Annotated in this window: 16 protein-coding genes; 12 read left to right on the top strand and 4 right to left on the bottom strand. The window is 66.7% G+C overall.

Translation table 11 applies throughout. The features are described 5' to 3' along the window. Positions 1-55: 55 nt before the first annotated feature. Together EL338_RS19610 and EL338_RS19605 are read right to left on the bottom strand one after the other, a co-directional pair. Positions 56-1273, bottom strand: a complete 1218-nt coding sequence (locus EL338_RS19610) for a cytochrome P450 (RefSeq protein WP_126335277.1) — start codon at positions 1271-1273, stop codon at positions 56-58. Between the two features lie 290 nt (positions 1274-1563). Further along, positions 1564-2751, bottom strand: a complete 1188-nt coding sequence (locus EL338_RS19605) for an alkene reductase (RefSeq protein WP_126335276.1) — start codon at positions 2749-2751, stop codon at positions 1564-1566. 225 nt (positions 2752-2976) lie between these two features. Between EL338_RS19605 and EL338_RS19600 the strand changes: the two genes are divergently transcribed. The 3 genes from EL338_RS19600 (at position 2977) to EL338_RS19590 (ending at position 6020) form a co-directional block, all read left to right on the top strand. Then, complete coding sequence (locus EL338_RS19600) at positions 2977-3348, top strand: EthD domain-containing protein (protein WP_163791855.1); 372 nt, start codon at positions 2977-2979, stop codon at positions 3346-3348. A 123-nt stretch (positions 3349-3471) separates the two neighbouring features. Then, positions 3472-5037 carry an AMP-binding protein gene (locus tag EL338_RS19595; RefSeq protein WP_126335274.1) on the top strand — a complete coding sequence of 522 codons (1566 nt, stop codon included), beginning with the start codon at positions 3472-3474 and terminating at the stop codon, positions 5035-5037. Next, entirely contained in the window at positions 5034-6020 is a 987-nt protein-coding gene (locus tag EL338_RS19590; RefSeq protein ID WP_126335273.1) for a DUF7064 domain-containing protein, read from the top strand. Before EL338_RS19595 ends, EL338_RS19590 begins: the two co-directional genes overlap by 4 nt. 21 nt (positions 6021-6041) lie before the next feature. On the opposite strand, the gene EL338_RS19585 is transcribed toward EL338_RS19590, so the two are convergent. Continuing rightward, a complete protein-coding gene (locus EL338_RS19585) occupies positions 6042-6329 on the bottom strand; it encodes a hypothetical protein (RefSeq protein WP_126335272.1) in 288 nt (95 codons plus the stop codon). 15 nt (positions 6330-6344) lie between these two features. Then, positions 6345-7403 carry a phosphotransferase family protein gene (locus EL338_RS19580; RefSeq protein ID WP_126335271.1) on the bottom strand — a complete coding sequence of 353 codons (1059 nt, stop codon included), beginning with the start codon at positions 7401-7403 and terminating at the stop codon, positions 6345-6347. A gap of 271 nt (positions 7404-7674) precedes the next feature. On the opposite strand from EL338_RS19580, the gene EL338_RS19575 reads away from it, so the two are divergent. The 9 genes from EL338_RS19575 to EL338_RS19535 all read left to right on the top strand — a co-directional run bounded on the left by EL338_RS19575 (position 7675) and on the right by EL338_RS19535 (position 18986). After that, positions 7675-8871 (top strand): TetR/AcrR family transcriptional regulator, encoded by a 1197-nt coding sequence (locus EL338_RS19575; protein WP_163791853.1) that lies wholly within the window; start codon positions 7675-7677, stop codon positions 8869-8871. 203 nt (positions 8872-9074) lie between these two features. Continuing rightward, complete coding sequence (locus tag EL338_RS19570; protein ID WP_126335269.1) at positions 9075-11015, top strand: flavin-containing monooxygenase; 1941 nt, start codon at positions 9075-9077, stop codon at positions 11013-11015. 9 nt (positions 11016-11024) lie between these two features. Continuing rightward, positions 11025-11912: an alpha/beta hydrolase fold domain-containing protein gene (locus tag EL338_RS19565; RefSeq protein ID WP_126335268.1), complete on the top strand. Its 888-nt coding sequence runs from the start codon at positions 11025-11027 to the stop codon at positions 11910-11912. An 11-nt stretch (positions 11913-11923) separates the two neighbouring features. Then, positions 11924-13534: a flavin-containing monooxygenase gene (locus EL338_RS19560; RefSeq protein WP_126335267.1), complete on the top strand. Its 1611-nt coding sequence runs from the start codon at positions 11924-11926 to the stop codon at positions 13532-13534. Positions 13535-13576: 42 nt separating this feature from the next. Further along, positions 13577-14392 carry a mycofactocin-coupled SDR family oxidoreductase gene (locus tag EL338_RS19555; protein WP_126335266.1) on the top strand — a complete coding sequence of 272 codons (816 nt, stop codon included), beginning with the start codon at positions 13577-13579 and terminating at the stop codon, positions 14390-14392. Further along, complete coding sequence (locus tag EL338_RS19550) at positions 14392-15432, top strand: NAD(P)-dependent alcohol dehydrogenase (protein ID WP_126335265.1); 1041 nt, start codon at positions 14392-14394, stop codon at positions 15430-15432. Before EL338_RS19555 ends, EL338_RS19550 begins: the two co-directional genes overlap by 1 nt. Positions 15433-16056: 624 nt before the next feature. Continuing rightward, complete coding sequence (locus EL338_RS19545; RefSeq protein WP_126336972.1) at positions 16057-16767, top strand: MlaE family ABC transporter permease; 711 nt, start codon at positions 16057-16059, stop codon at positions 16765-16767. Beyond that, the gene (locus EL338_RS19540; protein WP_126335264.1) at positions 16764-17618 is read left to right on the top strand and encodes an ABC transporter permease; all 855 of its coding nucleotides are present in this window, start codon (positions 16764-16766) and stop codon (positions 17616-17618) included. Before EL338_RS19545 ends, EL338_RS19540 begins: the two co-directional genes overlap by 4 nt. 3 nt (positions 17619-17621) lie before the next feature. After that, positions 17622-18986, top strand: coding sequence for an MCE family protein (locus EL338_RS19535; protein ID WP_126335263.1), 1365 nt, complete (start codon positions 17622-17624; stop codon positions 18984-18986). Positions 18987-19016 lie beyond the last annotated feature (30 nt).

Genomic DNA, 19016 nt, shown 5'->3' with positions numbered 1-19016 from the left:
AACGGTGCTCGGCTGAGGCAGACAATCGACCCCGGTCATGCGTATTCCTCGATGTTCACCAGGTGACGGGGAGCGCCTTGAGTCCGAAGATCCGAGCGTCGTTCTTGAGCTCGACCTCCTCGGCGGGCACCGCAACCTTGAGGGTCGGGATCCGCTGCAGCAGCGCGTTGATCACGACCTGCAACTCGACGCGCGCCAGGGGAGCGCCGAGGCAGACGTGGATGCCGTATCCGAATGCGATGTGGCTGCGCGCATCTCGGCGGATGTTCAAGGTATTGGGATCGTCGAAGACCTTCGGGTCACGGTTGGCCGCATCCATGGCCACCATGACGATGTCGCCCTCCTTGAACGTGTGACCACCGATCTCCACGTCGGCGGTAATCGTCCGTGGCAGGTTGCCGATGATGTCGTCGAAGCGCAGCAGTTCTTCGACCGCGCCGGGCAGCAGCGTGGGATCCTGCCGGATCTGTTCGAGCTGATCGGGATGCTCGAGGAGGGTGAACATGCCCAGCGAGATCATGTTGCCCGTGGTCTCGTGGCCGGCCATCAGCAGCAGCGTGGCCATGCCGGCCACCTCGTTCAGTTCGAGGTCGCCGCTGCGAACGTGGTTGACCAGCAGGCTGATCAGGTCGTCGCCGGGGTTCTCCAGCTTGCTGGCCGTGAGCTCGCCGAGGTACTGCATGACCGCCATGATCGCGCCGTTCACTTCCTCCGGAGCGGCGTCGGAATCCAGCACCTTGCGGGTCTCCACCTGGAACCAGTCGTGCTTGTCGTAGGGCACACCGAGGAGTTCGCAGATCACCAGCGAGGGCAACGGAAGCGCGATGTCCTCGACGATGTCGCCGGTGCCGGGCTTCTCGAGCATCGCGTCGATGAGGTTGTTGGCGATCCGCTCCACCGTCGGCCGCATGGCCTCCATGCGACGCGGAGTGAACTCGCGGGCGAGCATCTTGCGCAGACGAGTCTGCTCCGGGGGATCCATCGCCAGGAAGAAGCCGGGCATGGCCTGATCTCCGGAGTCGCCGCGCGACGGGTCTGGGATGTTCTGCACGCTTGCCGCGCGGTCCGCCAGCACGGCCTTCACGTTCTGGTGATCGGTGACCAGCCAGGCCGGAACGTTCTTGAACAACACCTCGGTGACCCCGTCCACCTCGGCGTACTCCGCCGCGGGTGCGAACGGACAGGTCCGCTTGAACGGAAACGCCGGGGGCTGTGCGGTTCCCGCGTCGGAGCCGCCGGGCTGGGCGGTGGTTGTTTGCTCGGTGATCGCCATTTCAGATCCTCCTGGAGTACGCGCCACGCTGCTTCGGTGGAAATGACCCTGCTCACATTAGTGATTGCCGATAGCATCACATAGAACCGATCATGCCGTCAAGGTTGCCGTGTGAAGGCGGGTTTGTGCCGCCCGGTAGACGCCCTGAAGATACATCGTTGAGCTGCGTAAATAGTCCGGAAGTCGGCGGTCGGTCGGAGGCCTCGCAGCACGGTCTGCCAAGTCCTTCGCGGCGCCGATAGTAAATAATGATTCTGCGAGTGACCCGGATGTGTGGGCGCGGCGGGCGGTCACGACCCGCGTTGGTCGGCCTGCGGGATGAACGTCGAGGGGTCGGCGGCGAGATTCGCCGAATCGGCGTCTGCGCCGACCGCCGCCCGCGGGTCCCAGGTCGGATAGTCCGTGTAGCCCTGCGCGGTCGGCGGACCGTAGAAGGTCGTCGGGTCCGGGGCGGTCAGCGGTGCGCCGTGCCGGAACCGCTCGGGCAGGTCCGGATTGGCGATGAACAGCGCGCCATACGAGATCGCGTCCGCATGGCCGGCGGCCACGGCGTCCGCGCCGGTGCCGCGCGAATAGCCGCCGTTGGCGACGAGGAAGCCGTCGTAATGCTCGCGCATCAACCCGACGGCGCGAGTCTCCGATTGATAGGAGTAGTACTCCCCATAATCGGACACCTCCAGGAACGCCAGGCCCCGGGAACTCAACTCCCGCGCGGCGTGGCTGAAGGTGGCAACCCAGTCGTCGTCGCGAACGTCGTTGAAATAAAAGGTGGGGGACAGCTTCACTGCGGTGCGGTGTGCGCCGATGGCCGCAACGATGGCGTCGACCACCTCCAGCAGGAACCGAACCCGGTTGGCTACCGAGCCGCCGTAGGAGTCCGTGCGGTGGTTCACGCTCGACGCGAGGAACTGGTTGACGAGGTAGCCGCTCGCGGCGTGCAATTCGATGCCGTCCATCCCCGCGCGCACGGCACGCACCGCGGCCTGTGCGTGCCACTCGATCTCCTCGTGAATTTCGGCCGTGGTCAATGCGCGGGGTTGCCCGAAGGCGCGCTTCGGGCGCGGGCAGGTCCAGGTGTAGCCGCGAAAGTCGGGGTCGGGCTGGATGGCCGACGGTGCCACCGGCTTCGCGCCCGCCGGTTGGTACTCCTCGAACGAGAGCCGGCCCACGTGCATGAGCTGCATGAAGATCGTGCCGCCGCGCTGGTGGACCGCGTCGGTGACCGGCCGCCACCCGGCCTCGTGTTCGTCGGTGTAGATCGCGGGGACGAAGTCGTAGCCGCGCCCGCGCGGCGAGGGGTTGACGCCTTCGGTGACGATGACGCCGGCACCGGCCCGCTGGGCGTAGTACTGGGCCATCAGCGGCGTGGGGATCTCGTCGATGGTCGCCCGGTGCCGTGTGCAGGGCGCGAACCAGATCCGATTCTCGATCGCTCGGTTTCCGACCGTGGCCGGTGAGAACAGGTCCGGTGCTGTCATACCCGCGAAATCCTTTCCCGTGCAACGCGTGCCGCTTCTGTGAATCAAGATATCACCCAGATGTGGTCTTTCAGATCCTTTTGGGCGAAGCTTCTGGTCGGTGCGTGGCAGCTCGATGTCCGTGTAAACAGGGAAATTGCAGTCGAGTACCGTCTGCGAGGCTCAGATGCGGTCGATGTTGTGGCTCCGGCGGTGGCGGTCAGCGTGAATCACTATTCTGTCTACATGTCTGTACCCATGGTCACGTTCCTCATGTTTATCCGCAAGCGTCCAGAGCTGTCGCGCGCGGAGTTCGTCGATTACTACGAGAACAAACACATCGAACTCATCGGCCGACTCGTCGGCGGGCGCCCCAAGGCGTACCGGCGGCATTACGCCGTCGAGGGAGACCCGTTGGTGCACCGGCTGACGGTGGCGCGCGGCGATCGGGTGGCCGACCTCGCCGCCGTCACGGAGTTGACCTTCGAGCGCTACGCGGATGCCGAGGCCATGGTGGGGCGGATGCTGGCCGACGATGTCCTGCCGCAGGTTCTCGCTGATGAACGGCGGTTCATCGCGCCGGAAGGGATCAGCTGGCTGTTGACGCAGCGGGAGTGACAGGGATATAACTACCGATATAACAGCACTTCACGCTTATCGTTATAGTTCCAGCTAAACAGCTAGGACTGTGCCGACATTCACTGTAAGTGCGATTTGCATCGGGCTTGAGGAGGCGTTGCGATGTACCCCGGTGACCGAGCCCGGCAGTACCCAGACCGAGTTGCCCTGGTGATGGCCGAGACCGGCGAGAGTCTCACCTACGCGGACTTCGAGGCGAAGGCCAACCAGCTCGCGCACTTCTACCGCGACCTGGGTCTGCGCCCCGGGGAAGGGGTGGCGTACATGATGGAGAACTGCCTGGCCAACGTCGTCGCTCAGGGTGCCGGCGAGCGAACCGGCCTGTACTACACCCTGATCAACTTCCACCTCACCGCGGACGAGGCGGCCTACATCGTCAACGACAGCGAGGCGCGGGTGGTCGTCACCACGCGGGCGGTCCTCGACGTCGCGCGGGAGTTGCCGGCCCGCTGCGCGGGCGTGCAGCGATGGCTCATGGTCGACAAGCCCGACGATCTCGACGGATTCGAGGACTACGCGGCGGTCGTCGATTCCTATCCCACGGTTGCCGTCGACGACGAGCGGCTGGGTCTGGCGTTGCTGTACTCGTCGGGCACGACCGGAAAGCCCAAAGGTGTTCTGCGGCCGCGCCTCGACCTAGATCCCGCCGACCCGCTGCCGATCTTCCAGTTGGTGCCCAAGGTGTACCGGACCCGCCCGGACATGGTGTTCCTGCAGCCCGCGCCGCTATATCACTCCGGGCCCCAAAGTGCCACAGCGGAATCGCTGCGTTGCGGCGGCACCTGCGTGATCATGCAGAAGTTCGACGCCGTGCGCTTCCTGCAGCTGGTGGACGAACACAAGGTGACCAACACCCTCGTCGTCCCGACCATGCTGTCCCGCATTCTGCAACTGCCGCAGGAGATCCGGGACAAGTACGACCTATCGTCGCTGGAAGCCATCGCACACGGCGCGGCGCCCTGCCCGCCCTCGGTGAAGCGCGCCATGATCGACTGGCTGGGCCCCATCCTGTTCGAGTACTACGGCTCCACCGAAGCCAACGGCAGCGTCATCTGCGACTCGCACGAATGGCTGCAGCGTCCCGGCACGGTGGGCAAACCGTTGGTCGGCGAGCTGATCATCCTCGGGCCGGACGGTGCGCGATTGCCCGCCGGTGAGCCCGGCGTCGTCTGGATCAAGGGCGCCACGAACTTTCAGTATCTGAACGACCCGGAGAAGACCCGGGAGGCCCAGAGCGCCGACGGCACCATGAGCACCAACGGGGATATCGGATACGTCGACGAGGACGGCTACCTCTACCTCACCGACCGGGTCGGTTTCACCATCGTCGCCGGCGGCGTCAACATCTATCCCCGAGAGGTCGAAGACGTGCTGGCCGCTCACCCCGCCGTCGCCGACGTGGCCGTCATCGGCGTACCCGACGAGGACATGGGGGAGGCGGTGAAGGCGATCGTGGAGTTGCGCGCCGGGGTCGACCCCGAGGGGATCGAACGCGAACTGATCGAGTTCAGCCGGTCGCGGCTGGCCAAGTTCAAGTGCCCGCGCTCCGTCGATGTCGTCGACATGTTGCCGCGCAACACCAACGGCAAGCTGATGAAGAACGAGCTCGTCAAGCGCTATCGCGAGCAACCGCAGACGACCGAACTGCAGAAGGGAAGTGTGCGGTGAGCCGCAGTTACGCTGATTTCGCGAGGCCCTCCTACCGGGACACCCGCTGGCTCGAGACGCACTGGTTCTCCGCGGTGACCACCGATTCCATCCGGCTGCACTTCTGGATGGGCTTTCGGCTCAACACCGGCGTCGCGACGACGAAAGTGTATGCGTTCTCGCAGTTCTGCGATTCCGTGCTGGACATGGAGATGTGCGACATGCAGTACAACAGCCCCATCGGTGCCGCCCGGCTCTCGGACTTCGCCCTGGAATCGGGCGTGGCGGTCAAAGCCCGCTCGGCTCCGCGCGCCTACGACCTGACCTACCGCTCGGCCTGCGGTCGGATGACCGCGGACCTGGAGTTCGAGGCCCTGATGGCGCCCGCGGACCTGGCGGTCACCAAGATCCCGGACGGCCCAGAGGGTTTCGTGGCGTTCCATCGCGGCCCGAGCCGCGGCGCACCGGAGAACAGGACGGGCAGTGAGCCCTCCGGGCACATCGATCAGACGATGACGGCGCGTGGCAGCGTCACCATCGACGGCGTGACCCACGAGGTGGACTGCGTGGCGCAGCGCGATCACTCCTGGAGCCCCCGCGCCGAGGTCGGGCACACCATCGGCACCTTCGACATGGTGCACTTCGGCCAGGAGTTGACGCTGCTGGCCCACACCGGGGAGACACCGGACAGTGAGCCGACGGTCTCGCACGGGTATCTGCTGCGGGACGGGCAACTGCTGGCGCTGCGCGAAGCCAAGGTGAGCTACGAGCGGCAGGGCCTACGCATCGTCGGGTTCCGATACCTGATCGTCGACGAGAACGGTGCGGACTACGAGATCACCGGCCGCGCCCGGGGTTCGGCCGAGATCGACGGTGGCCAGAACATCTACCTGGTGATGGGCCTGTTCGACTGCGAATGGAACGGTCGGTCCGGCTACGGCGAGGTGCAGTGGCACGACTACATTCCCCGCCTGCAGGGGGTTCGGGCGGCGCAGCGCGCGTAACCCGCGCCGCGCCCGACGCTTTCAGGCCCCGCTGGCGGCCTTCCGGTAATGCAGCGACACCTGTTGGGCAACGTCGCGCCGAACCCGGTCCAGCAGTTCTGCGGCCGCCTCGGCGTCCGGGGTGACCGGTGTCGAGGGCGCCGGGTTCGGATCGGCGCCGGCCCGCAACTCGACCGCGACGTTGGCCAGGATCCCGGTCGAGGCCCACAGTTGTCCGCGGGCGTAGGGATCCTCGACGCGGTCCATCACATCGGTTTCCAGCGTGCGCACGATGGTGTCCAGCGCGTCGGACATGCTGATGTAGTCCATGAATCGTGTTCTTTCCTAGGTGGTCACGGTGGTGATGGTCGCGACGGGCTGGCCGCTGCCCTCGAAGGCACGGACCTTCTCCAGTAGAACGATCGAAAGCCGCCGGTTGATATAGCTCGACAGCAGCGGGCGCACGTCGCTGTAATGACCACTCGTCAGCAACGCGATGGCCTTGGCCTCCATGCACAGTCGGGACCACCCCGCGGCGACCTCCCACCAGATGAGACGTTCCTCGTCGATGGCGGTGCCCGTCTTCTCCGCGTACTGGCGCAGGAACTCGTCGCGCCGGAGCACTCCCATCATGAGGTCCTCGGGCGCCACGGTGCCCATCAGCGTCCAGCCCAGGTCGAAGTACGGGTCTCCGGCCCCGGCCTCCTCCCAGTCCAGCACTGCGGCAATGGTGTTCGGATCGGACCACATGACGTTGCCCAGTCGGTAATCGCCATGGACCACCGTCGGCGCCGCATCTGTCGAGGGCATCCTCCGCACCAGCCAGTCGGTCAGGAAGGTGTGAAAGTCGGGCAGCACCAAGCTGGTTTCGGCCAGCGACCGCGTCCAGCGCTCGACCACCCCGGCGGCGGTCTTGGTCGGTGCCCAGTCGAGGGCCTCCGGCGGCCGCGGGGTGTCGGCCAGCCGGTGCAGGGACACCAGCTGGTTCACGTAGGCCTCGGCCATCGCGGCCTTGGTCGCGGTATCGAGCCCGGGGGCGCCGTCGCCGACGACATAGCCGTCGATCATCTCGGAGATCAGGTAGCCACGACCGATGCGGGGCTCATGCGCAGCGGAGGCGATCACGCGTGGCGTCGGAATGCCTTGTTGCACCAGCCATTGGGCCAGCGCGGCCTCGCCCGCTGCGCTGTAGGGCTCGAGGGGGCCGTGTAGGGGTGGTATACGCACAATCACCGAACCGCCCCACGCCGGCAGGTCGCCGGTGTAGCGGAGGGTGGTCTGAGACAGCCCGCCGCCGAGCAGTTCTCGCTGCAGACCGACGGACCGCAACGCTTCGGACACCACTTGATCCAGGGCGTGCAGGTCGATACCCCAGTGCTGCTCCTGGGGGCTGCCGTCGTGCATCTCGCCACGTCCTTTCGAAAGCGGGCTGCGCTGGCCCGTCGGATGCCCGATGCGATTCACAATTTCACCCAGAAGAATACTTCACCGGATGGTGTAGTCAACCGGCTTGGGGCATGTATCTGCTGATATAGCGCCAGAGAACGAGGTTGTGCGGGAGTCCGGAGGGGCGCCGAGTGTTATTCGGGCTTCTATTTGTGGTGGCTGCTGCGGTAACCTATCGAGGTGCCTGCGCGCGGCAGTGCATCGAATCCGAGGTGAGGACAGTGGCCAGGTGACCCAGACGGCAACGGTCGCGGCACGGCCCGATTCGCCCCGCAAGCTGCAGATTGTCGAGACGGCCGGCGCGCTGTTCCAGGAGCGCGGCTTCCATCAGGTGAGCATGGACGACATCGCGCAAGCGGTCGGCCTGCGCGGACCCGCGCTGTACCGGCACTTCCGCAGCAAGCAGGAGCTCCTGACGCGGGTGGTGCTGGACCAGATCACGGTGTGCCTGGAGGTTGCCGAACGGGCCGCTGATCGCGACGGTACGCCACAGCAGCGGCTCGACCAGTTCGTCGGCGATCTTGCTCGGCTGGCGCTCGACCGCAACGAGATCATGCTCTGGCGTCGGGAGCGTCGTCGCCTGGACGCGCAGGCGCAACTCGAGTTCCGGCGCCGCGCGCGGTTGCTCGGTCAACACACCGGCACGGTGTTGCGCGGTGTCCGAGGCGATTTGGACGACTCCCAGATCGACTTGCTCAGCTGGGCGCTGCTGTCCACCTTCGCGCATACGCACCGGTTCGGCCGCGTGGTGGATTCGGTGGGCGGCCGCCAGCGGGCGCTGAGCGTCCTGACCCGGATGGCGGCCGCCGTCGCGGCATGTCCACTGCCTGCCGGCGGCGGGGACGATTCGGCGTTGCCGTCGAATTACTTGCCGCTCGGACGACGTGAACGCATCATCGAGACCACGACCACCCTGTTCAACGATCGCGGATTCGTCGAGGTCAGTATCGAGGACATCGCCGCCGCCTCGGATACCGCGATCGCGACCATCTACCAGTACTTCGACAGCAAGGCCAGCCTGCTCTACGCGATCCTCGACCGGGGGATCGAGGGTGTGAACTACGTGACGACGCATCTGCTGGCCGGCGTGGCGACCGACGCGGCCGCGGTCGAGGCGCTGATCGGCAACTACATCGATCTTGCGATGGGCCCGCACCGCAGGATGTTTCGCATTTTCGACGAGGAACTCACGGCCCTGCCCGAGCAGCAACGGGCCACCCTGTTGCTGGCGCATCGCGGCCACATCGACGAGTGGGTGGGGGCGCTGCAGCGGGTTCGCCCCAAGATGTCGGTGTTCGAGGCGCGGGCGCGGGCCCGCACCGCCACCGGCGTCGCGTCCGACATCACCCAGACCGATCGCCTGCGGACCGCCCCGGCCGCCCGGGCGGCGCTGGCGAGTGTCCTCGGAGCCATCGTGCTCGGCTGAGCCGGCGGGCTTGTCAGTACAGCGTGAATCATCCTTACGTTTCTATGGCGCTTATTTGGTGGCGATAGCATCCGAAAAGCCCTTATATAACGGATTTAGCCCGACCCCTTTGTGAATCTGCCTTCTGGTGTTAAGTTCTGTTCTAGCCAGACGGCATGTGTGAGGGCGACCGGTGTCGCCGCCCGTGACGAAAGGAATCCACCGTGAAGGCCACCCAGCCCCAGTCCGCTTTCGACGCGGGGGTGCTTCGCGAGGCGTTGCAGGAAGCCAGTATTCCCACGCTGCTACCGATCCTGGTGCAGCTGACCGGCGACGAGCGCTGGATCTCCGAGGAATTCCGGGTCGGTCGCCCGGTCGGCTTCGTCGACGATCCCACCGGCGGGCTCGCCGAGGAAAAGCAGCGCGAGGTCCGCGCGGCCGCCGGCGAGGCGATCCAGCGCTGGTCGGCGGGGGCCGCGGTGCAACTGCCGAACCCCGACGATGGCCTGCTCGCCCGCCTGATGAGTGCGGCCATGGGGCAGCGGGTTTCGGAGGCGTATTCGCCGATGATCGCCGAGCAGATCGGGTTGCGGCCGTTCACGCCGGACCCGGTGCAGCACGAAGACCGGCTGGACGTCGCCGTCATCGGCGCCGGCGTCTCGGGCATCGTGATGGCCCGTGCGCTCAAGGCCGCCGGGATTGCCTACACCGTGTACGAGAAGAACGACGAGGTGGGCGGAACATGGTGGGAGAACCGCTATCCCGGTGCCCGGGTGGATGTGCCGAGTAGCCTGTACTCCTTCTCGTTCGCCACCAAGCCGTGGTCTGAGCACTTCAGCCGGCGCGACGAGATCGCGGACTACATGATCGCCACCGCGGACGAACTCGGGATCCGCGACTCGATCCGATTCGGTCACGACGTGACCGCCGCCCACTGGGACGACGCCGCGCAGCGGTGGCGCCTGACCGTCGTCGCCGATGGCAAGACCCGGGAGGTGACGGCCGGCGCCGTGATCACCGCGGTGGGCCTGCACAACCGCCCGAAGTATCCCGACATCGCCGGACTGGACACCTTCGCCGGCGAGGTGGTGCACTCTGCCGCGTGGCCGGAGGGGCTGGACCTCACCGGGCGCCGCGTCGGGGTCATCGGCGCCGGCGCCAGCGCGATGCAGGTGGTCGCGGCGACCGTCGAGGCCACCGAACATCTGGCGATCTTCCAGCGCTCCCCGCACTGGATCGTGCCGAATGACATTTACTTCCAGCCGGTTTCGGACAAGCTGAACTGGCTGCTGGCGAACGTCCCGCTGTACTGGGAATGGAACCGGTTCCGGTTGTACTGGATCTACACCGAGGGGATGTTCCCCGCCCTGGTCGTGGACCCCGAGTGGGACCGCAGCAAGAACTCGGTCAACGGCTACAGCGAGGCGATCCGGCGGTTCTACACCGGATACCTCGAGCAGAAGCTGCCGGGCCGGCCCGACCTGATAGCGCGCACCACCCCCGACTTCCCGCCCTTCGGGCGCCGGATCCTGCTCGACAACGGCTGGTTCGACGCGTTGGTGCGCAGTGACGTCGACCTGGTCACCGAGCCGATCGACCGGGTCGAGGAGAGTGGGATCGTCACCGCCGACGGTGTGCGCACGGAACTCGACATCATCGTGCTGTGCACCGGGTTCCAGCAGCAGCGCTACCTGTACCCGCTCGAGGTGGTCGGACGCGGCGGGCGCAGCCTGCGCGACGAGTGGCACGACGACGACGCACGGGCGTACCTCGGGCTGACCACCCCGGGTTACCCCAACCTGTTCTACCTGTTCGGCCCGAACACGAATCCGCCGGGCGGCAGCTACATCAATCTTGCTGAGGCGCAGGCCCGTTACGTCGTGGAGCTGCTCGCCGCGATGGTGGCCGACGGGATCACCGCGGTTGACTGCCGCGAGGATGTCTTCGCCGACTACAACCGCCGCCTCGACGAGGCCAACGCCAAGATGGTGTTCGCCCAGGAGGGGGTGGACAGCTACTACCGGAACTCGACCGGTCGCGTCGTCACCAACTCACCGTGGACGGTGCTGCAGTACTGGACCATGACGCGACATCCCAACCTGGACGACTACCACGTGAGCACCGCCGGCCGGCAGCGCGTGAGCGCGTCCGCGGTGGCCGAGTAGGGAGTCGAGATGGCGGAACAACGCGTGATCGACGCTGTGGCGCAGGCGTATTCCTTTGCGGCCGCGGACGCAACGATCGATCAGATTCGATCGGGCTACGACGCCAGCATGGCGCGGGCGGGTATCTCGAACTCGGTGACGGTGAGCCAGGACGTGATCGGGGGAGTGCCGGGAGCCTGGTTCCGGCCCGCCGGGACCGTCGGCGGGGTGGTCCTGCATCTGCACGGGGGAGGTTTCCGGTTCGGCTCGAGCCGCAGCCACGGCCCCTTGGCGGCCGAGTTGGCCGCGGCGGCCGCGGTGGCGGTGTTCGTCGCGGACTACCGGCTGGCCCCCGAACATCCGTTTCCCGCGGCCGTCGATGACGCGGTGGCCGCGCTGGCCGCGTTGATCGCCGACCATGGTGCGGAACACGTGGTGATTTCCGGAGATTCGGCCGGGGGTGGACTGGCGCTGGCCGCCCTGCTGGCAGTCAAGAGCCGCGGCGGCCAACTGCCCGCGGCCGCAACCATGCAGTCGATGTGGGCCGACCTGACCATGCGCAGTCCGTCGGTGACCGAGCGCGCCGGCCGGGATCCCTTGATGACCCGGGAACAGCTGGACGCCAACGCCGCCGACTACCTCGGCGTCCACGATCCGGCGGATCCGCTGGCGTCGCCGGTGTACGGCGACCTTTCCGGACTGCCGCCGCTGTACCTGCAGGTCGGCACCGAGGAGATCCTGCACGACGACACCACCCGGGTCGCCGAGGCCATCCGAGCGACGGGCGGCCGGGCCACCGTCGAGGTGTACGACGGGATGCCGCACGTGCACCAGATCCTGTTGGGCGACTTGCCCGAGGCACACTCGGCGATCTCGGCCACCGCAGACTTCATCCGCGACGTTCTCGCTATCCAGTAAAGGACCACGATATGGCGACCGAGCCCCTCAACGACGCGACAGATCCGATCGACGTCCTCGTGATCGGTGCCGGAATCTCCGGCATCTACCAGCTGTACAAGCTGGCCCAGACCGACCTCACGTACCGGGCGGTCGAGGCCGGCGACGGGGTCGGGGGTACCTGGTACTGGAACCGCTACCCGGGCGCCCGCTTCGATTCCGAAAGTTACAGCTACGCCTACTTCTTCTCCGAGGAACTACTCGGGGAGTGGAACTGGACCGAACACTTCGCCGGCCAACCCGAGATCGAGAACTACCTCAACACGGTCGTCGACAGGTTCGACCTGCGTCGCCACATCACCTTCGGGGTGCGGGTGCTGACCATGACGTGGGACGAGGCCGCCCGCACGTGGTCCACCACGCTCTCGGACGGCAGCACCATCCGCTCGCGGTTCGTGGTGACGGCGATCGGGATCCTGTCGGCCCCGCAGTATCCCGCCGTGCCAGGGATCGAGGACTTCCAGGGCGAGTCGTATCACACGGGACTGTGGCCCAAGCACGACATCGACTTCACCGGGATGCGCGTCGCCGTCATCGGTACCGGATCCAGTGGCGTCCAGATCATCTCGGCGATCGCCGGACAGGTCGGATCCATGACCGTGTATCAGCGCACACCCAACTGGTGCACCCCGCTGAACAATCGGCCGATCACCGCCGAGGAGCAGCAACAGCTCAGGGCCGACTTCGACCAGATGCACACCGGCCTGATGGGTTCGTTTGCCGGCTTCGTGCACAACTTCTCCGCCGACAACCCGGCCGAGCAGACCCCGGAGCAGCGCGCCGCCTACTGGGAAACCCTCTGGCAGGCACCCGGATTCGCCAAGCTTCTCGGCAACTACGTCGAGGTGATGACGGACAAGGACTACAACACCGAGTTCACCAAGTTCCTCGAGGCGAAGATCCGCGCCCGCGTCCACGATCAGAAGATCGCCGACAAACTCATTCCGGACCACGGTTACGGGGTCAAGCGGCCGCCGTTCGAGACCGACTACTACGAGGTGTTCAACCTGCCGCACGTCTCGTTGATCGACATGCGGGACACGCCGATCGAGCGTGTCACGCCGCGCGGCATCGCCACCGCCGACGGCGAACGCGAGTTCGACATCATCGTCTACGCCACCGGATTCGACGCGATCACCGGCGCCTTCGACCGCATCGAGATCACCGGCACCGCGGGCACGCTCAAGGATTACTGGGCCGAGGGCCCGCACACCGTGGTCGGCGCGGCGAGCCCGGGCTTCCCGAACCTGTTCTTCGTGGTGGGGCCGCACAGTTCGGCCGGCAACGTGCCGCGTATCTCGGAGCGCCAGTGCGACTTCGTCAACGAGGTGATCGGGGAGGCGTTGCGCCGCGGTTGCACCCGCGTCGAGGCCCGCCCCGAGGCCGAGGCGGAGTGGACCGCGCACGTCTACGAACTGAACCAGGGAACGCTGGGCGCCCAGGCCGCCCTCGACTACACCTACGGCGTGAACACCCCGGGGAAGGCGGTCACCTTCCGCCATTACGACGGCGGGCTGATCGGACTCACCGCCAAGCATGCCGAGATCGCGGATTCGGGCTACGCCGCATTCGACTTCAGTTGAACCCCCGGTAAACCCAGTCGACCTCAGGAAGGACATCAACCCATGGCCGGAGAACTCGACGGCAAAGTCGCCTTCATCACCGGTGCTGCGCGTGGCCAGGGCCGAACGCACGCCGTGGCGCTGTCGCGCGCCGGCGCGGACATCATCGCGGTGGACATCGCCGGTCCGCTGCCGGGCGTGCCCTACGATTCCCCGACGCCCGAGGATCTCGACGAAACCGCGCGACTGGTCGAGAAGGAGGGCCGCCGGGTGCTCGCCGAGCGGGTCGATGTTCGCGACCTCGACGGCCTGCGGGCCACGGTGGGCCGGGGTGTCGGCGAGTTCGGCCGCCTCGACGTGGTGGTTGCCAACGCCGCGATCTGCGTGCCTGCCACCTGGGACCAGACCAAGCCCGAGGTGTTCCGGGACAGCCTGGACATCAACGTCACCGGGGTGTGGAACACCATCATGGTCTCGGCGCCGCACCTGGTCGACGGCGGCGGCGGTTCGATCATCGTGGTCAGTTCCTACGCCGGCAAGAAGGTGCAGCCGTTCATGGTGCCCTACACCACCAGCAAGCACGCGGTGGTGGGCATGACCCGGGCGTTCGCCGCGGAGCTCGGCCGACATCGGGTGCGGGTCAACAGCATTCACCCGGGCGCGGTCGACACACCGATGGGGTCCGGGGACATGATCGCCCAACTCACCGCCGCCGGGGAGAGCAATCCGCCGTTGATGGGGATGGGCACGCCGTTCCTGCCGGACTACTCCACCGGGCCGGAGGAGATCTCGAAGGCGGTGGTGTTCCTGGCGTCCGACGCGTCGTCCTACATCACCGCCGAGCACCTCAGCGTCGACGGTGGGGCGCAGTACTTCTGATGCGTGCCGTACAGCTGGTCGAGCCCACGGTGGTTCGGATCGTGGAGGTCCCGATTCCGGAGATCGGGCCGGACGATGTTCTGCTGCGGGTGAGCGCGGCCGGACTGTGTCATTCCGATCTGCACGTGGTGCACAACCCGGACCGGATCTTCTCCCGGCCCGTGACGCTGGGGCACGAGGTGGCCGGCACCGTCGCCGCCGTCGGCGCCGGCGTGCGTGACTGGGTCGAGGGCGACTCGGCCGTCGTCCACCTCTGCTGGTCTTGTGGACGATGCCGCAACTGTGTCGCCGGTGCCGATAACGCGTGCCTGCGCGGTGGTCGTCGGGCCCAACCGCCGGCCCCGGGATTGGGTCCCGACGGCGGGATGGCCGAATTCATGCGGGTGCCGGCACGGTTCCTGGTGAGCATCGACGGACTCGACCCGGTGGTTTCCGCGCCGCTCGCTGACGCCGCGATGACCGCGTACCACGCGATCGGGCACAGCCGGGCCGCGCTGACGCCGGGGGCGGCAGCCGTGGTGATCGGTGTGGGCGGACTGGGCCACTGCGCCATCCAGATCCTGCGCGCGACGTCGGCGGTGCGCATCATCGCGGTCGACATCGATCCGGACAGGCTCGTCGATGCGCGACGGCACGGCGCCCACGACGCGGTGCCGGCCGGTGCGGACGCGCACACCGAGATTCTGGGCATGACCGACGGGTTGGGCGCGGCCGCGGTTTTCGATTTCGTGGGCAACGACGCCTCGTTGTGCACCGCGGCGCATTGTGTGGCGCCCTACGGAGTTGTGCAGGCCGCGGGCCTCGCCGGCGGCACGGCCCCGATAGCGGCGGAGCCGAGGACCGGTGTCGGCTGGCCCTGGGGTGCCACGTTCCGCACCTCCTACGGCGGCACAAGGACCGATCTGATGGCGTGCGTGGCGCTGGCGCGCGAGGGCCACATCGCCATCGATGTGGAGCGGTTTGCGCTGGTAGATGCGTTGCAGGCGGTTGAGCGGCTCGAGTCCGGGAAGGTTCAAGGACGCGCCGTTCTGGTGCCGTGAGGCGACGGGCCGCGAGTTTCGAGGCGGTGCCGGCGGGGGATCGAGATGGCAATGCCAAGTCCGTAAGGACAACTAACAAGGTGGTCCCTGTCGGGCGTCGGCGCGGACCGCGTCGCGAAAATCGTCATTTTTCGGACGCAATTCAGACGATCTAGAATTCCTATTTACAACGCGGATGATTTCGCGGCCCCGTGCGGCGGGTCTCGGCTACGCGGAGGGGTCTCCTCTGAATAGCGCAATCGCCTGTTCATAGGCGCAATATTGACCGGGCTGGAAGCCCGGGCCGAGTATTGACGAGGCCGCAACAAGGCCGGGAGCTTGACGGTCGAAAATCGAGTATGCGATGCTATCGTCAATCACTCTTGTGACGGAAGCCACTTCGGCGGTGCGGCGCGGGGCGCTTGATGGAAAGGGTGTCAGGTTGATTCGGTCAGTGCAGAATTATCTTTCACAAAGCGGTGTGCGCCGCGGGTGGGCGTACGCCCACGCAGGGACGATCGGACTCTCGTGACCACTACCGAAGCAACTGCTGCCGGTTCGACCTCGCGATGGAGCAACGGCCTGGCGAGCATCTCGTCGACGAAGGCGGGCAAGCCGTTCACCGCGCTCGGCGGTTTCTTCGCCATGGCGATGGACACCTTCGCGGCGATGTTCCGGCGGCCGTTCGCCTGGCGGGAGTTCCTGGAGCAGTCCTGGTTCGTCGCGCGCGTGTCGCTGGTTCCCACGCTGATGCTGGCGATCCCGTTCACCGTGCTGCTGATCTTCACCTTCAACATCCTGTTGCTCGAGTTCGGCGCCGCCGACTTCGCCGGCACCGGTGCCGCCTACGGCACCGTCACCCAGATCGGACCGGTGGTGACCGTGCTGGTGGTCGCCGGGGCCGGCGCCACGGCGATGTGCGCCGACCTCGGGGCGCGCACCATCCGGGAGGAACTGGACGCGCTGCGGGTGATGGGTGTCGACCCGATCCAGTCGCTGGTGGTGCCAAGGGTTTTGGCCGCGACGGTGGTGGCGACCCTGCTGTCTTCGGTGGTGATCCTGGTGGGTCTGACGGGTGGCTTCGCCTTCTCGGTGTTCGTCCAGCACGTGACGCCGGGTGCGTTCATCAGCGGCCTGACGGTCATCACCGGTGCCGCCGACGTGGTGATCTCGCTGATCAAGGCCGCACTGTTCGGTCTGGCCGCGGGTCTGATCGCCTGCTACAAGGGCATTTCCGTCGGTGGCGGGCCCGCGGGTGTGGGCAACGCGGTCAACGAGACCGTCGTGTTCACGTTCGTCGCGCTGTTCGCCATCAACATCATCGCCTCCGCGGTGGGGATCAAGGCGACGCTATGACCGCCACCACTCCCAGCAAGCGGTATGGGCGCTTGCAGAACAGCTTTCGTGGTTGGGTCGCCGGCCTGACCCGGATCGGGACGCAGGCGCGGTTCTACTTCTACACCCTGGGTTCCATCAAGGACGTGCTGCTGCACTACCGGGTGGAGCTCATCCGGTTGATCGCCCAGATGAGCCTGGGCGTCGGCGCTCTGGCCGTCATCGGTGGCACCGTGGTGATCGTCGGCTTCCTCACCCTGTCGACGGGTGCTTTGGTCGCGGTCCAGGGCTACAACCAGTTCGCCGACGTCGGCGTCGAGGCGCTCACCGGCTTCGCCTCCGCCTACTTCAATGTCCGACTGATCGGGCCGGTGATCGCCGGGATCGGGTTGGCCGCCACCATCGGCGCCGGGGCCACCGCGCAGCTGGGCGCCATGCGGATCAACGAGGAGATCGATGCCCTCGAGGTCATGGGGGTGCGGTCCATCGCCTACCTCGCCTCGAGTCGGGTGCTGGCCGGTGTGATCGTGGTGATCCCGCTGTACTGCGTCGCGGTGCTGTCGGCGTTCTGGGCGGCGCGGTTCGGCACGATCGTCGTCTACGGCCAGTCCTCGGGCGTGTACGACCACTACTTCGAGACGTTCCTGAACTCGACCGACATCATCTGGTCGTTCTTCCAGGCCATCGCAATGGCGGTCGCGATCATGCTGGTGCACACCTACTACGGGTTCACCGCGACCGGTGGGCCCGCGGGAGTCGGGGAGGCGGTCGGTCGCGCCGTCCGCACCTCGTTGATCACCGCGGTGTTGGTGGTGCTCTTCCTCTCGCTGGCGATCTATGGCCAGTCCGGCAACTTTCATCTGGCGGGGTAGTCGATGGAGAACACATTGGGCCAACGTCGGGTTCACCCCCTGTGGTGGACAGCGGCTCTGTTCCTGACGGTCATCGGTCTGGTGGTGATGTGTTCGGCGATCTTCGCCGGCACGTTCCGCCGTTATGTGCCAGTCACTTTGACCTCAGACCGCTCGGGTCTGGTGATGGAGTCGGGAGCCAAGGTCAAGCTGCAGGGCGTCGAGGTGGGCCGGGTCGCCGGCATCTCCGGCGGCAAGCACCCCGTGGGACTGCAGCTCGAGATCTTCCCCGACCAGGTGGACTACATCCCCGCCAACGTGGAGGCCGAGATCGCCTCCACCACCGCCTTCGGGGCCAAGTACGTCGACCTGATCTATCCGGCCGAACCGAGCGCGCAGCGGATCGCCGCCGGCGCGGTGCTGCAGGCCCGCAACGTGTCCACCGAGGTGAACACCGTGTTCGACAACCTCGTCGGGTTGCTCGACCAGATCGACGTCTCCAAGCTCAGTGCCGTGTTGACGGCCGTGGCCGACGGCGTCCGCGGACAGGGCGAGCGAATGGGCCAAGCCACCACGGACGCCAACGAGGTGCTGCTGGCGATCAATCCGCGGATGGACAACGTCGGCAAGAACTGGGTGTCGTTCAAGGGCTTCAGCGATGCCTACAGCAGTGCGGCCCAAGACATCCTCAGCACGCTGGACGCGGCGAGCGTCACCAGCACCACCATCGCCGACCGCGCCAGCGACCTCGATGCGCTGTTGCTCAGTTCGATCGGCTTCTCCAACAGCGGGATCGACCTGATCGCGCCGAACCGCGACAACATCATCCAGGGCATCAACGTCCTCGAGCCGACCACCAGCCTGCTGCTCAAGTACGACCCCATCTACACCTGCCTGCTGCAGGGTGCGAGGTTCGCGCTGGAGAACGGTGGCTACGAGAACATCGGCGGCAACGGCCGATCGGTGGTGCAGGACGTCGGGCTGCTGCTGGGCGACGACCCGTACAAGTACCCGCAGCATCTGCCGGTGGTCAACGCCAAGGGCGGACCCGGAGGCAAGCCGAGCTGTGGCTCGCTGCCCGACGTCAGCAAGAACTACCCCGTGCGATACCTGGTGACCGACACCGGATTCGGCACCGGCCTGGACATCCGGCCGAATCCGGGAATCGGCTTCCCGGGCTGGGTGAACTACTTCCCGGTCACCAAGGGCGTCCCCAAACCGCCGCGGCTGCGGTATCCGGGCGGCCCGGCACCGGGACCCCCGCCGCCGTGGCCGGGCGGCCCGCCCTACGGCGCCCCGTGGTACGGACCCGACGGCACCCCGCTGTGGCCGGGTGTGCCCGAGCATCCCGCCCCGCCGGCCCCGCCCGCACCGGAACCAGCACCATGACCCACCGGACCATGACCCACAGGACCAGGA

The organism is Mycolicibacterium chitae (assembly GCF_900637205.1).
Lineage (GTDB): Bacteria > Actinomycetota > Actinomycetes > Mycobacteriales > Mycobacteriaceae > Mycobacterium > Mycobacterium chitae.
The sequence above is the reverse complement of the archived record's forward strand: the minus strand, read 5'-3'. Positions and strand labels throughout refer to the sequence as shown.

Bases quoted from the DNA above. Each gene is read 5' to 3' on its own strand.
- EL338_RS19565 (WP_126335268.1), top strand. From the start codon at position 11,025: ATGGCGGAACAACGCGTGATCGACGCTGTGGCGCAGGCGTATTCCTTT.
- EL338_RS19540 (WP_126335264.1), top strand. From the start codon at position 16,764: ATGACCGCCACCACTCCCAGCAAGCGGTATGGGCGCTTGCAGAACAGC.
- EL338_RS19560 (WP_126335267.1), top strand. From the start codon at position 11,924: ATGGCGACCGAGCCCCTCAACGACGCGACAGATCCGATCGACGTCCTC.
- EL338_RS19580 (WP_126335271.1), bottom strand. From the start codon at position 7,403: ATGCACGACGGCAGCCCCCAGGAGCAGCACTGGGGTATCGACCTGCAC.
- EL338_RS19595 (WP_126335274.1), top strand. From the start codon at position 3,472: ATGTACCCCGGTGACCGAGCCCGGCAGTACCCAGACCGAGTTGCCCTG.
- EL338_RS19535 (WP_126335263.1), top strand. From the start codon at position 17,622: ATGGAGAACACATTGGGCCAACGTCGGGTTCACCCCCTGTGGTGGACA.
- EL338_RS19610 (WP_126335277.1), bottom strand. From the start codon at position 1,273: ATGGCGATCACCGAGCAAACAACCACCGCCCAGCCCGGCGGCTCCGAC.
- EL338_RS19600 (WP_163791855.1), top strand. From the start codon at position 2,977: ATGTCTGTACCCATGGTCACGTTCCTCATGTTTATCCGCAAGCGTCCA.
- EL338_RS19605 (WP_126335276.1), bottom strand. From the start codon at position 2,751: ATGACAGCACCGGACCTGTTCTCACCGGCCACGGTCGGAAACCGAGCG.
- EL338_RS19555 (WP_126335266.1), top strand. From the start codon at position 13,577: ATGGCCGGAGAACTCGACGGCAAAGTCGCCTTCATCACCGGTGCTGCG.
- EL338_RS19585 (WP_126335272.1), bottom strand. From the start codon at position 6,329: ATGGACTACATCAGCATGTCCGACGCGCTGGACACCATCGTGCGCACG.
- EL338_RS19550 (WP_126335265.1), top strand. From the start codon at position 14,392: ATGCGTGCCGTACAGCTGGTCGAGCCCACGGTGGTTCGGATCGTGGAG.
- EL338_RS19545 (WP_126336972.1), top strand. From the start codon at position 16,057: ATGGCGATGGACACCTTCGCGGCGATGTTCCGGCGGCCGTTCGCCTGG.